Origin of the sequence: Ruminiclostridium cellobioparum DSM 1351 = ATCC 15832, from assembly GCF_000621505.1 — a bacterium.
Taxonomy (GTDB): Bacteria; Bacillota; Clostridia; order Acetivibrionales; family DSM-1351; genus Ruminiclostridium; species Ruminiclostridium cellobioparum.
This window is the reverse complement of the sequence record NZ_JHYD01000040.1, coordinates 1-13,459: the sequence shown is the minus strand read 5'-3', so window position 1 is coordinate 13,459 and position 13,459 is coordinate 1. Positions and strand designations below refer to the sequence as shown.

The 13,459-nt window shown below is 44.1% G+C and carries 10 protein-coding genes; 1 reads left to right on the top strand and 9 read right to left on the bottom strand.

The window, feature by feature from the left end; all coding sequences use genetic code 11:
* Nucleotides 1-31 precede the first annotated feature (31 nt).
* The 3 genes from T344_RS0115235 to T344_RS0115225 form a co-directional block, all read right to left on the bottom strand.
* A complete protein-coding gene (locus T344_RS0115235) occupies nt 32-1,822 on the bottom strand; it encodes a cache domain-containing sensor histidine kinase (protein WP_027629437.1) in 1,791 nt (596 codons plus the stop codon).
* Between the two features lie 42 nt (nt 1,823-1,864).
* Nucleotides 1,865-3,484 (bottom strand): response regulator transcription factor, encoded by a 1,620-nt coding sequence (locus T344_RS0115230; RefSeq protein WP_027629436.1) that lies wholly within the window; start codon nt 3,482-3,484, stop codon nt 1,865-1,867.
* 177 nt (nt 3,485-3,661) lie between these two features.
* Nucleotides 3,662-4,453, bottom strand: coding sequence for an AraC family transcriptional regulator (locus tag T344_RS0115225; RefSeq protein WP_027629435.1), 792 nt, complete (start codon nt 4,451-4,453; stop codon nt 3,662-3,664).
* 122 nt (nt 4,454-4,575) lie between these two features.
* On the opposite strand from T344_RS0115225, the gene T344_RS0115220 reads away from it, so the two are divergent.
* Entirely contained in the window at nt 4,576-6,603 is a 2,028-nt protein-coding gene (locus tag T344_RS0115220; RefSeq protein ID WP_027629434.1) for a glutaminase family protein, read from the top strand.
* A 147-nt stretch (nt 6,604-6,750) separates the two neighbouring features.
* Here the strand turns inward: T344_RS0115220 and lipA are convergent, their stop codons facing one another.
* The 6 genes from lipA to gcvH all read right to left on the bottom strand — a co-directional run bounded on the left by lipA (nt 6,751) and on the right by gcvH (nt 13,095).
* A complete protein-coding gene (gene lipA / locus T344_RS0115215; RefSeq protein ID WP_027629433.1) occupies nt 6,751-7,614 on the bottom strand; it encodes a lipoyl synthase in 864 nt (287 codons plus the stop codon).
* Nucleotides 7,586-8,308, bottom strand: a complete 723-nt coding sequence (gene lipB / locus T344_RS0115210; protein ID WP_027629432.1) for a lipoyl(octanoyl) transferase LipB — start codon at nt 8,306-8,308, stop codon at nt 7,586-7,588. Before lipB ends, lipA begins: the two co-directional genes overlap by 29 nt.
* 90 nt (nt 8,309-8,398) lie before the next feature.
* On the bottom strand, nt 8,399-9,811 hold the full coding sequence (gene lpdA, locus T344_RS0115205) for a dihydrolipoyl dehydrogenase (protein WP_027629431.1): 1,413 nt from the start codon (nt 9,809-9,811) through the stop codon (nt 8,399-8,401).
* Nucleotides 9,812-9,897: 86 nt separating this feature from the next.
* Nucleotides 9,898-11,370, bottom strand: coding sequence for an aminomethyl-transferring glycine dehydrogenase subunit GcvPB (gcvPB, locus tag T344_RS0115200; protein ID WP_027629430.1), 1,473 nt, complete (start codon nt 11,368-11,370; stop codon nt 9,898-9,900).
* 1 nt (nt 11,371) lies between these two features.
* Nucleotides 11,372-12,709: an aminomethyl-transferring glycine dehydrogenase subunit GcvPA gene (gene gcvPA, locus T344_RS0115195; RefSeq protein WP_117407513.1), complete on the bottom strand. Its 1,338-nt coding sequence runs from the start codon at nt 12,707-12,709 to the stop codon at nt 11,372-11,374.
* Nucleotides 12,706-13,095, bottom strand: a complete 390-nt coding sequence (gcvH, locus tag T344_RS0115190; protein ID WP_027629428.1) for a glycine cleavage system protein GcvH — start codon at nt 13,093-13,095, stop codon at nt 12,706-12,708. The genes gcvPA and gcvH overlap by 4 nt, the downstream gene beginning before the upstream one ends.
* Nucleotides 13,096-13,459: the final 364 nt, after the last annotated feature.

The following is a 13,459-nucleotide window of genomic DNA, read 5'->3' as shown; positions in this document are numbered from 1 at the left end:
CTCAAAGATTTAATTTAATCAGCACATTTCGTTAAATTAACGGCAGTGTGATCTCAACCTGTGTTCCGCTCCCTATGACAGATGTGATATTCACCCCGTACTCACTTCCAAACAGCAGCTTTATCCTCTGATCAACATTTGAAATACCTATTGAATCGGAAGTTCTTTGGCCGGCATAACTCACAGTATCGGTACTCATACCTTTTCCGTTGTCAATTACCCTGAAGCAGCTTATGCCGTCTTTCGACAATCCCTCTATTTTAATTCTTCCACCCTGCACAATATCTTCAAATCCATGTATGATTGCATTCTCCACAAAGGGCTGCAGAAACAGCTTGGGAACCTTTGTAAGGTTCAACTCCTCAGCAATATTGTATTCCACCGAAAATTTGTCGGTATACCTGGCTGACATTATAAAAACATAGCATTGCAGCCAGTGCAGATCATCCTTGAAACTTACCATGTCCTGTTTGTTTTTAACGGTGTAGACCAGCATATGGCATAAATTCATTATGATATCGCTTATTTTATCGTTCCCTTCCTTAATGGCCATCCAATTGATTATATTCAGCGTATTATAGAGGAAGTGCGGGTTCAGCTGCAGGTTAAGAGCCATTATCTGAGTTTCCTTCTCTCTGATTTTCACAGCGTAGTTCTCTTCAATCAAATTCTCTATCTGTTCCCTCATTTCATTGAATTTGAGAACCAGATAACCAAATTCGTCTGCCGAGTCAATTGGTACTATACCTCTGAAATCACCTTTGGCCATATTTTTCATAGCCTTTGTCAGCCTGTTGATGGGTCTTGTTATCATGGCGGAAATTACCAGAGAGAGAACTATGGCCGTAATGATAAAAATAGTTGACAACGTAATTATGGAGTAGACAATCGACGGTACAAAAGTACTTGCTATTTCGGCCGTAGGTATTTCCGCAACAGTCATCCAGTCGGTCACTGTCGATTGATCGAAACATATAAGGGTATTATTGATATTCATGGTCCCGGTTTTCTTCGCAAATACCTCATCCAGCCACTCCGGTTCATATGTGCTTCCGATCAGTTCCTTATCGTTATCCGACACTATGTTTCCCCTGCTGTCAATGATATAGTATTTAGCTCCCTTTATGGGTATGGAGTCCCGGAAGATTTCGTCTATAAAATCCTCTTTAAAATAAATGGTAAGGATGGGTTTTTCAACGCTGTCATCAAGTACCTTCAACAGGCTCTCATCTATATAAAAACTATTTATGACTCTGGACGCGGAGAAAACATTTTGAACCTCAAAGTCAAATTCCTTCAGCTCATCATGTCCAAACATTGACAAATAGTTATATGTGGGTTCCCAGTTCATCTTACCGTTTAAATTCACGGTATCCCTGTACAATTTTGACTTTACATAACTTTCCCCATCCAGCATTGTAAAATTATTTCCGAAAATAAAATAGGAGGTAGCTATTTGAGCGCCGTATACATAGTTAATAAGAGAAAAATTATCATTGATTATCCGGGTTACCTTTCTGTCCATGGACAGTACATTGCTTTTATTCGTGTTTATGTCATTGAATATCTCAAAAAGTTCACTGTTTCTTATTAAAGCCAGGCTGTTCTCCTCTATTTTTGATAACTTGATATCCAATATGTTGTTTTTGCTTTTAATGATTTCATATGTATTTTTTGTCGTAAGCTCCGAGGTGAAATTAAGACTTGAGGTATAGTAGTGTACCTCAAAAACAAGTACGCTGATAGTCAAAAGCAGTATATATGAAATAATCAATTTCGTTTTGAATTTAATACTTTTGATTCTGAATATTATATTTTTCATAAGCTTGCTTCTCCAAGGTTAGATATCAAAGTTCACCTGTATCTACAGCAATTTGTTTGCAACGAATTTTCTGAACTCATCCGGAGACATTCCATATGTTTTCTTAAAGACCCTTATAAAGTATTTCACATCCTTGTATCCTATCTTTTCTGATATTTCATATATCTTCAGCCTGTTATTTTTCAGATACTCCTTTGCTTTTTTCATACGGACGCTGAAAATATATTCCGACAGATTCATATTGGAATAATTTTTAAACAAGGTGCTGAAATAATTTGAATTGAAATTAAATTTATCAGCCAGATCATCCAATTTCAAATCCTCCATGTAATGCTTATTAATATATTCCTTACAGTCAACAAATATTTTTTCGTACCTCAAAGCTTTGTTGGAACCCATTATGTCAACAATTTTTTTCAAATAATCATCGGCCAGTGCCTGCAGCCCGGTAAAGCTCTGTACTCTATGTATGTCTTCCTTTATTGAATTGATTAATAAACTATATTCATCCTCTCTTATAAAACTTTGACATAATCTGGAGGAATTATATAAAATAAAAACTACTATTTCCTTGAGACTTTCGGGATCGGCAAACTGCTCCCGGGTAAATCTTTTCAGAATATTCCCAAGGGCGGCCGACGCCGTCATGTAATCGATTTTCTTTATTGCATCGTACATTTCGTTCTCTTCAACATATTTGCCAAAGGCGTTTGAGAACCGCACAGGCTCAATCTGCCCCGAAGCCAGTATTGTGGAATTTTCAAAGAAAAAAGCGTAATTTACCGTCTTTACGGAATCCATATATGAGTTTATTATGCTCTGTGAATCAATATTGAACCTGCTGCCTATTCCTATTGTTATGTCTAAACTGAATTGTTCTTTCAGCTGTCGGGCAAAAGGCTCCAATAGGTCCAATAGGTTGGAAATCAACATATCCTCAATTCTATTTGAGACGGTTCTGTCTTCCTTTGTCAAAATAGTAACCATAATATTCTCATTGTCCTGGTCAAAAAACGATATGGAATGGAAAACCGGGTCCAAAGCGGTCTTTAAGAGATATTTAATGTCGGCTCTGCAGGAATCTGTTTCGTCACTGTTGAAACGGCTGTAGTTTTTTATTTTTGTCGTTATGACAAAGCCAGTTTTATATTGCTCGAATAATTCCAGAAGCTCCTGGCATTCGGCTTTTTTCAAACGGCCCTTTACATATTTATTCAACTGGTATTCCAGATAAACCGGAAATGAAATGCTATAGAGCTTGCTCTCCTCTTCAGCTCTTTTGGCTTCATCAATTTTCTTTTCGGCCCTGGTTAACAATTCATCAACCTTTGCTTCATTAACAGGCTTGAGTATATAGTCAAAAGCTCCAAGGCTGATGGCCCTGTGCGCATATTCAAAGTCCGCATATCCGCTCAGCATGATCACTTGCATTTTGGATAATATATTGCCGTGAATCTCCTCAAGGAAGGACAACCCATCCTTGACCGGCATTCTTATATCTGTAATGGTTATATCTATATCCCTGCCGTTTACAATATCCAATGCCTCCCTGCCGTTGTTTGCCGGAATTATTTCGGCAGCAGGCCTGAGTTTTCCAATCATTGCTATAAGTCCGTCCCTGTGAATCGGTTCATCATCTACAACCAGGATTCTATTTGACACTGTATTCAACCTCCAAAGAAATCAAGCATAGATTTTAACAAATAAATTATTTATGACAATGTGGAGTTGCCGGAACACGAAGTGTGCAATCATAAATCATACCGGATTTATAATATCATAAATCAAATGTCACATATATTCCACTCTTTTATAAATGGTGGAATATATTCGGAGGTTTTATTTCATTTGCCTGAATTTTTTAGGGGACATACCCGTCTTTGCCTTAAACCTGTTTGAAAAATAGTGTTCATCGGTAAAATTCAACTTAAATGCAATTTCCTTTACCATTAAATTTGTATTCTTCAGCAGCAGTTTAGCAGTTTGAATCCTCTTTTCCAGCAGATATTCATAGGGGGTCTTGCCGAATTCTCGTTTAAACAGGCGTATTACCTGGGCCGGGGATCTGAATATTTGCCTGCCCAGATCCTGAAGGCTGATATCGTCCTCCAGATGCAAATCCAAAAAATGTTTTATTTTGGAGGCCTCGCTGTTTTTTACAGCTTTATTCTGGTTTACCCACAGGTGTATTTGCTGGATTATTTCATGGAACAGGACGGCAGCTCTGGACAGCAGCTCTTCACTGCCGCCCTTTTTTGATTGTATGACCCGGTACATTTCATTGAACAGCAGCTCCAGATTGAGCCCTTCAATGTGATTGACACTGCCCAGTTCATAGGCATCGATCAAATGTTTTATCAGGCGTCCCCTGGCATTGAACCAGATCTTGACCCATGGATCCTCCCTGTCTGAATAATAGACATGATTGCTCCCCCGATGCAGTATGTATATATCACCAGCCGCGGGGTGAAATATTTCTGAATTGTACACTACCGTCCCCTGACCGCTTAGAATAAATTCAAATACATAAACACTTGAATTTGTCCTCTTGATTTTGTAGGTTCCGTCACAATATGATATACCGGCCATTTCTATATGGAACAGGCAGTTGTCGTTATCATTTAACGGCAAACTTACTATTTCTTCTTTAATGTTAATATACCTCACTTATTTGATCATTTTATGCATTTATAGCTCTATTTATTATCATTATAATACAATTAATAAACTTTGTGTATGTGGAGGTATTTGCTATGAAAAATAATTTCAGACCGGCTGCTGTTCCTCTTGTGACAGTTGATCCATATTTCAGCGTATGGTCCATGTCGGACAATCTTATGTACGACCACACCAGACATTGGACTACAGCGCCCAACGGAATGGTAGGAATGATCAATATTGACGGAAAAGTGTGGAAGTTCATGGGTAGACTGGAGCCCGGCGCCAAACTCTATGAAACCAAAGCAGACCCCGACGGTATGGAGCAAAAATCCCTGTCGGTCAGTCCCCTTACGACAACATATGTTTTTGAAGCGGCAGGTGTCGGTCTGACGGTTAAATTTACCACTCCCCTGCTGCCCGATGATCTGCAGCTCCTTTCCAGGCCTGCGTCCTATATAAATTTTTCAGTTTATTCAACCGATAACCGCACTCACCAGGTAAAAATTTATTTTGATGTCACAGGAGAATGGTGTGTGAATACCGCCGATCAAAAAGTAGTATGGTCGGGTGAAAGGCATGCTGATATTGAAATATTAAGGATGGGCACTGAAGAACAAAAAGTCCTGAACCGCTCGGGAGACGATCTCAGAATCGACTGGGGCCACTTATATCTGGCTGTTCCCGGCAGCAGCACCTCCTCCTTTATGAAACCGTATACCGTAAGAAAAGAATTTGCCGGAACAGGCACAGTGAAGAGGGACAGCGAAAGCTGCATCCCGGGGAAAGTCAGCGACAGCATGCCGGTAATAGGCACCGTTCTGGATTTTGGAACAGTCGGCGAACACCCTGGAAACCGGTTTGTCCTTCTGGCATATGATGATGTATTTTCAATCGAATATTTTAACAGACCTTTAAAAGCATACTGGAAAAAGGATGGACTTACGGTACAGGATATAATTGCCCAGGCAGTATCAGGTTTTGATAAAATCATTGCCAGGTGTGCCCAATTCGATGAAAAGGTCATTATGGCCGCCACACGGGCCGGCGGAGAAAAGTATGCACAGCTCCTTGCCCTCTCCTACAGACAGGTAATTGCGGCACACAAGCTGGTCCTGGATGAAAAAGGTGAAATTCTGTTTATATCCAAGGAGTGCTTCAGCAACGGATGTATGGCTACAGTCGATGTGAGCTACCCCTCAATTCCCATGTTTCTGCTGTACAATCCCGAGTTGGTTGAAGGAATGCTGAGGCCCATTTTTGAGTATTCCCGCAAAGAGGAGTGGATTTTTGACTTTGCGCCCCATGACATAGGCACATATCCGCTGGCAAACGGTCAGAAGTACAGTCATGACGGTAAAAAACTCATAGATACCTATCAGATGCCTTTGGAGGAATGCGGCAATATGCTCATAATGACGGCTGCCGTTTCCCTTGTCCGGGATGATTTCCAGCTGGCACGGGAAAATATGGACCTCCTTGAGAAATGGGCCAATTACCTTCTGGAATACGGGATGGATCCGGGTGAACAGCTCTGTACCGATGACTTTGCAGGCAAGCTTGCACACAACACCAACCTGTCCATTAAGGCAATAATCGGCATAGGGTGTTACGCTTTGCTGCTCAGTCAAATGGGGAGGAAGGCTGAAAGTTCGGAATACATGCAAAAAGCCGGAGAAATGGCTATAAAATGGGAGGTAATGGCCTCCGAAGAGGATCATTACAAGCTTGCCTTTGATACTGCCGGCTCATGGAGTTTAAAATACAACCTGGTCTGGGATAAATTGCTGGGATTGAATCTGTTTGATGATAAAATCAGAGAAAAAGAAGTTGCGTATTACCTGAAAAAGCAAAACAAATACGGAACTCCGCTGGATTCAAGACGGGCTTTTACAAAATCGGACTGGCTGGTCTGGGCGGCATCACTTGCTTCATCAAAAGAAGATTTTGTCAATATGATCAGTCCCTTATGGGATTTCGTAAATGAAACCTCCATACGGACACCTTTTACCGACTTTTACGGCACTCTTGACGGATTGCAGAGGGAGTTCCAGCACCGCTCGGTTTTAGGAGGAATTTTTATAGGTTTGCTCAATCCTGCATTATTTAATCCCATTCGCTGATTTTAAAGCAAATCTTTACGGCAGCGGCACCTGAGAGTCAATTGCAAGTACGCTAAAAAGCCGGGCAGCGCTGCGCTCCCGGCTTTTACATTTTATGGCTTGTTTCCTTATTCCAAACTTCACAGTATTTTGCAGGCTCCTGTAAATCTATCTTTCTATAAGACTATCCAGCGCATTATCGGCATGATAGGAGCTTCTGACAAGTGGTCCCGACGTAACATGGCTGAAGCCCAGCCTGTAAGCCGAAGCCTTATACTTTTCAAACATTTCGGGTGTAACAAATTCCACAACCGGATGATGCTTCAGGGATGGTGCAATATATTGCCCTATTGTGAGAATATCACAGCCATATTCCCTCAGATCCCTGAAAACCCCGGTCACTTCTTCCGGCTTTTCTCCCAGCCCCACCATGATCCCCGACTTGGTGTATATCCGGCTGTCTCTTTCCTTCACATTTCTCAAAAGCCGGAGGGATCTGCTGTAATCTGCCTGAGGCCTGACTTCCGGGTAAAGTCTATGGACAGTCTCAATATTGTGGTTAATAATATCGGGCGCTGCCGAAACAACTTTGTCCAGGGCTGCCTCATCCCCTTTAAAGTCAGGAATGAGAACCTCTATTGTTATCCCTTTACAGCTGCTTCTCACCTTTTCAATAACAGAGGCAAAATGCCCTGCTCCTCCATCAGGAAGATCATCCCTTGTAACAGATGTGATGACCACATGCTTTAATCCCAGTGTCCCCGCAGCCTCTGCAATTTTTTCAGGTTCCTTCCTGTCTATTTCCATGGCCGTGCCCTTTTCCACATTGCAGAACGTACAATTCCTTGTACAGTGATTCCCCAGAATCATAAAGGTTGCGGTTTTTCTGCTGAAGCATTCCATGATATTTGGACAGGCGGCCTCTTTGCACACCGTGTTAAGTGAGAGATTTTCCAGTAACTTTTCCACCTGGGTTCTGTTTTTCCCGCCTATGGTCTTTATCTTAAGCCATTCTGGCTTCCTCTGATACATGGGGCGCACCCTCCTTCTTCATCAGTTCCTCCGGTTTTGGTCTTTCAAGGGTTCCATATCCAAAAGTACGGCAGAAATACTTTATTACAAGTTCATACATGCTTTCCATATCCAACTCATGTCCCACAAGCTTTTGAAGGGAGGTAACACCCCTGTCGGTTATTCCGCAGGGATTTATCCAGCTGAAATGCTCCAGGCTTGTATTTACATTAAAAGCAAAACCGTGCATTGTAACCCACTTCTTCACTGCCACACCTATTGCAGTTATCTTTGAATTTCCAACCCATACCCCGGTATATTCCCTTTCGTCCCGGCGGGCTTCAATACCGTATTCCTCCTTCAGCAGAGAAATAAATACATCCTCAATTTTATAAACATAATCCTTAATGCTTTTATTCCGGTCTTTAAGGTCTACAACGGGATAACCCACAAGCTGTCCCGGACCGTGATAGGTAACATCTCCGCCCCGGTTTACTTCAAAAACCTTCACTCCTCTTTGCAGCAGTTCCTCCCGGGAGAGGAGAATATTCCGGTATTCCCCTCTTTTGCCCAGGGTGAGCACAGGAGGATGTTCCAGGAGCAGCAGGGTATCCTCTATCTCGTTCCTCTGACGCATTGCCAGTGTGCTCTCCTGTATTTCCAATGCAGATGAATATTCAATTTTCCCAAGCTTGACTATGTTTAATTTACCCATACCAACCTCCAGCCAACTTTTGGCGCAAATAGTAATGAAATTATCGTGGAGCTGCGCGTCAAATTATTACTGTATTTTAATTTTTTTAAGCTATATACCCTTCCCCGGCGACTTTTTGGGAGCGGCATGCACAGCTCTGCCGGTACTTGCCAGCACTGCCTCATAAAAGGCTTCGGACAGTGACGGATGCGGGTGAACGGTAGCAGCAATGCTGTTTACGGTAAGCCTGTTCCTTATTGCCAGCACCCCTTCTTCAATGAGCTCCCCGGCATGAGGCCCTAAAATATGCACTCCTATTACCTCCTCGGAGTCTGCGGCCGTCAGGACTTTTATAAAGCCCTCCTCCTCGCCCAGTGTCATTGCCTTTCCATTTGCCCCAAACATGAACTTGCCGGTATTGTACGGTATTCCCCTGCTTTTTGCCTCTTCCTCGGTAAGTCCTGCCGAAGCCGTCTCGGGAAATGAAAAAACACAGGCCGGCACCGGTTCAATTGAAGCCTGATCAGAGCATCCCAGCAGCTTTTCAACGGCCCTTTTCCCCTCTTCTGCCGCAACATGCGCAAGCATGATACCTCCGGTAACATCTCCGGCCGCATATATGCCGGGCAGATTTGTGACCCCTGCCTCTCCGGTTCTGATTCCTCCGTCATCGAACTCTATTCCGACTTTTTCAAGGCCTATATTCTTCACATTAGGCCTTCTACCGGTTGAAATCAATACATTCTCAGCCTCGGCAGAAACTGCTCCGTTTTTGCTCTCATAATTAACCCTGATTCGGTCTCCCGTTTTCTCAAATCCGGTCACCTTTGCTCCTGTTTCCAGGGCTATACCGGATTTTTTAAGGAACATGGCAAGCCTTTTGCTTATTTCTCCGTCAAACCCGTTCAGAATGCCGGGCAAATACTCTAATACGGTAACCCTTGACCCCATCTGGTTGAGAATTCCGGCAAACTCAATGCCTATAACTCCGCCCCCCACTATTACTACAGATTCAGGCACCCTCTCCAGGTTAAGGAGCTGGTCACTGGCCATGACACCCGGCAGCCCGGCACCTTCTATGGGAAGCATTGCAGGGCTGGACCCTGTGGCAATGAGGATACCTGTACCCCTTATCAGTATTTTTTCATCCTTGCAGGTGACCTCCACCGTATTTCTGTCAACTAGCCTGCCCCAGCCGTTTACAACTTCTACCCCATTGGCTTTAAGCAGCTGTCTTATTCCGTCGGTCAGCCTGCCAACCATATCCTGCTTTTTCTCAAGCATTTTTTTAATGTTTACGGAAAATCCGTCAACGTCAATTCCAAATCCGGAGGAAGCCTTAATGTCCCGTATGAGCTGAGCACTCCGGTATAGTGCTTTTGTGGGGATACAGCCTTTATTCAGACAGGTGCCCCCCAGCTTCTCCATCTCAACAAGTGCTGCCTTTGCTCCCAGCTGGGCGGCCCTTATAGCGGCATTATATCCTCCCGGGCCCCCTCCCAAAATAACTATGTCTTTTTCCATATTGGCCTCCATTTCACCCATATTACCGGAAAACAGGTTTAAAAGTACACCTGTACCCGTAAATACATTTTTCGCCATACCCCAATTTATATATCACAGCCGCAAAGCGGTACATAACTTAAGACAGGATTTCTTGCGGCCTTTGCTTCATCCAGCCTGGCCACCGCCGTAGAATACGGGGCTCCCCGGACCAGTCCGGGATCATTTTCAGCCTCCCCGGCGATCTGTACCATTGCGGCAATAAATTCATCCAGGGTTTCCTTGCTTTCGGTCTCTGTGGGCTCTATCATCATACATTCCTTAACTATGAGCGGAAAGTATATCGTCGGGGGGTGATAGCCGAAATCAAGCAGTCTCTTTGCAATATCAAGGGTCGACACACCAAGCTCCTTCTGTCTCTGTCCCGAGAATACCACCTCGTGCATGCAGGCAGTATCATAGGGCAGGTTGTAATAAGCTTTGAGTTTGGCCATAATATAGTTCGCATTTAAAACAGCAGTTTCCGAAACTTCCCTAAGTCCTTTTGCCCCCATGGTCAATATATAGGCATATGCCCTGACCACAATTCCGAAATTGCCGTAAAAACTCTTCATTCTCCCGATGGATAACGGCCTTTCATGGTCAAGGCAAAACCCATCCTTCCCTTTTTCCACAAGGGGTCCCGGCAAAAAATCAATCAGCTGCTTCTTGACTCCCACGGGTCCCGAACCCGGGCCCCCTCCCCCGTGAGGCGTACTGAAGGTCTTATGGAGGTTGAGATGCACCACATCAAAACCCATATCTCCGGGTCTTGATATTCCGAGGATGGCGTTGGCATTGGCCCCGTCGTAATACAGCAAGCCCCCGGCCTGATGAACAATGTCGGCTATCAGTCCGATATTCCTGTCAAAAAGCCCAAGTGTATTGGGATTGGTGAGCATTAAGCCTGCAACCTCATCACTCATGGCATTCTTCAGGCTCTCCAGATCAACTCCGCCGTCAGCCGCAGACTTTACCTCCAGCACATCAAACCCGGCTACTGCTGCAGAGGCAGGATTTGTCCCATGGGCCGTATCGGGTATGACGATTTTTTTTCTTTTTAAATCCTGTCTGTGTTCATGATAAGCCTTGATTATCATAAGGCCTGCCAGCTCTCCGTGGGCTCCGGCAGCGGGCTGCAGTACTACTCTGTCCATCCCCGTTATCTCAGAAAGCATCACATCCATATTGTACATCAGCTCCAATGCCCCCTGGACGCTTTTGGGGTCCTGGTAGGGATGGATTTTTTCAAAGCCCGGTAAAGCTGCCGCATCCTCATTTATCTTGGGGTTGTATTTCATTGTGCACGAACCCAGGGGATAAAAGCCTGAATCAACGCCGTGATTTCTCTTTGAAAGAGCCGTAAAATGTCTTATTACATCTACCTCACTGACCTCAGGCAGATTTGCAGGCTTTTCCCTCAGCAGTTCGGCCGGGTAAAGCTCATTTATATCCTTCAGGGGAACATCACATTCGGGGAGTGAGAAGGCCTCTCTGCCCGGAATGCTTTTCTCGAAAATCAGGGATATGTCTTGATGCATACTATAAACCCACCTTTCCTGCCAGAATGTCTATTTCTTTCCTGGACCTCTTCTCGGTTACAGCCACAAGCCAGGTGTTTTCAAGTTCCTTATAGAATAAGCCGGCTTCCAGGCCGCCTATTATTTTCTCCTTCATGAGCTTTTCATTGAGCCCGCCTACATTTCCCTTGTACTCCAGAATAAACTCCTTAAAAACCGGAGCGTTGAAAACAGGCTTAAAGCAGCCCGTCTTCATGAGCTTTTCACGGGCATAGGCCGCTTTTCCGGCACAGAGCAGTGCCACCTTTTTAAGACCTTCCTTCCCCATTACCGACAGGTATATTGTTGCATTAAGAGCATTCAAGGCCTGATTTGAGCAGATATTTGATGTGGCCTTTTCCCTTCTGATATGCTGCTCTCTGGTCTGGAGCGTCAGTACAAATCCCCTTTTGCCGTTTTTATCGGTGGTTTCTCCCACTATTCTGCCTGGCATTTTTCTCATCAGCTGTGCCGTAGTTGCAAAAAAGCCAAGGGAAGGTCCTCCGAAATTCATTGCATTCCCAAGACATTGCCCGTCCCCAACGGCAATATCCGCTCCCAATTCTCCGGGAGCTTTGAAGAGGGCCAGTGATATAGGATCACATATGACTATGAGAAGTGTTCCTCTTTTATGCAGCAGCTCGGCCAGGCCGGCATAATCCTCCACTATGCCGAAAAAATTGGGCGTTTGAATTATCACTGCCGCAGTATCCCCGGTAAGTTTGGCCTCCAGGTCATCTCTGTCGATCCTGCCGTCCTTGTACCCAAAGATATTCAGGGTTGTTCCTCTAAACCTTGAATATGTTTTCAAAACCTCTCTGGTTTCAGGCTGCACCGAATATGCCGTCAGGATGCCATTCCTTTTTGTGGCTCCGCAAGCCATTGCCGCTGCCTCCGCGGCAGCTGTGGCCCCGTCGTACATGGAGGCATTGGCCACCTCCATTCCCGTGAGTTCCTTTATCATTGTCTGATACTCAAATATTGCCTGCAGGGTGCCCTGACTGATTTCAGGCTGATATGGGGTATAGGCGGTGTAAAATTCCTGCCTTGAAGTCAGGTGCCTGACCACGCTGGGTATATAATGATCATAGGCTCCTGCTCCCAGAAAGCAGGTATATCCGTCGGCATCTGCATTTTTCCCCGCCAGCTCCCTCATATGGGCCATAAGTTCAATTTCCGAAAGAGCATCGGGCAGCCCGAGGCTTCTGTTCAGTCTCAGACTGTGGGGAATGCCCGAAAAAAGCTCTTCTACCGAACCAATACCCATATCCTCCAGCATTTCCGCTCTTTGCCCCGCAGTATTGGGTATATAACGCATCAGCCTTCCTCCTCTTCACAGAATTTTTCATATTCTCCTGCCCCCATCAAAGTGTCAAGCTCATTTAAATTCCCGAGTTCTATAACAGCAATCCAGCTTTCGTAGGGATTTGTATTTACATTACCCGGACTGTCCAGAAGTTCTTCATTGATATCGGCCACCGTTCCTGAAACGGGCGTGTAGATATCGGAGGCTGCCTTTACCGACTCTACAACTCCCAGAGTATCCCCCTCTGCCAGCACCGTACCTTTTTCAGGCAGCTCTACATATACTATTTCTCCAAGGGATTTCTGGGCATAGTCGGTAATTCCCATATATGCCCTGTCTCCTTCAACCTTCACCCATTCGTGCTCCTTTGAATACTTTAACCCTTCAATGACCTTAAACATGTAAAATACCTCCGTTAAATTATTTTAATACTCTCGAAAACTCCAATAGCTTTCGAGCTCTATGTTTTAAGATGCAATTTTCTTCTCGCACCTCTAACATTCTCCAGTTTTTTACTTTAAATTTTCCAACAACATTTACCAGTAGTAACCATATATGGTTACTGTACACCTTGACATTAGCTTCCAAAAATTTGAAAACCACAGCGTATGGTATTAATTGCCATAACACTGGTTTTGGAGGCTATATTAATGTTGTGTAATTGGAACTCTCATGTAGACTATCAAAAGAAACTTCTGCTGGATTTGATTCTGTTTTCTGAAATTGAAAAAAGCAGGGTGGTCTCTTTGGAAAAGTCTCTATCCA

Bases quoted from the DNA above. Each gene is read 5' to 3' on its own strand.
- T344_RS0115235 (WP_027629437.1), bottom strand. From the start codon at position 1,822: ATGAAAAATATAATATTCAGAATCAAAAGTATTAAATTCAAAACGAAA.
- T344_RS0115220 (WP_027629434.1), top strand. From the start codon at position 4,576: ATGAAAAATAATTTCAGACCGGCTGCTGTTCCTCTTGTGACAGTTGAT.
- lipA (WP_027629433.1), bottom strand. From the start codon at position 7,614: ATGTATCAGAGGAAGCCAGAATGGCTTAAGATAAAGACCATAGGCGGG.
- lipB (WP_027629432.1), bottom strand. From the start codon at position 8,308: ATGGGTAAATTAAACATAGTCAAGCTTGGGAAAATTGAATATTCATCT.
- lpdA (WP_027629431.1), bottom strand. From the start codon at position 9,811: ATGGAAAAAGACATAGTTATTTTGGGAGGGGGCCCGGGAGGATATAAT.
- gcvPB (WP_027629430.1), bottom strand. From the start codon at position 11,370: ATGCATCAAGACATATCCCTGATTTTCGAGAAAAGCATTCCGGGCAGA.
- gcvH (WP_027629428.1), bottom strand. From the start codon at position 13,095: ATGTTTAAGGTCATTGAAGGGTTAAAGTATTCAAAGGAGCACGAATGG.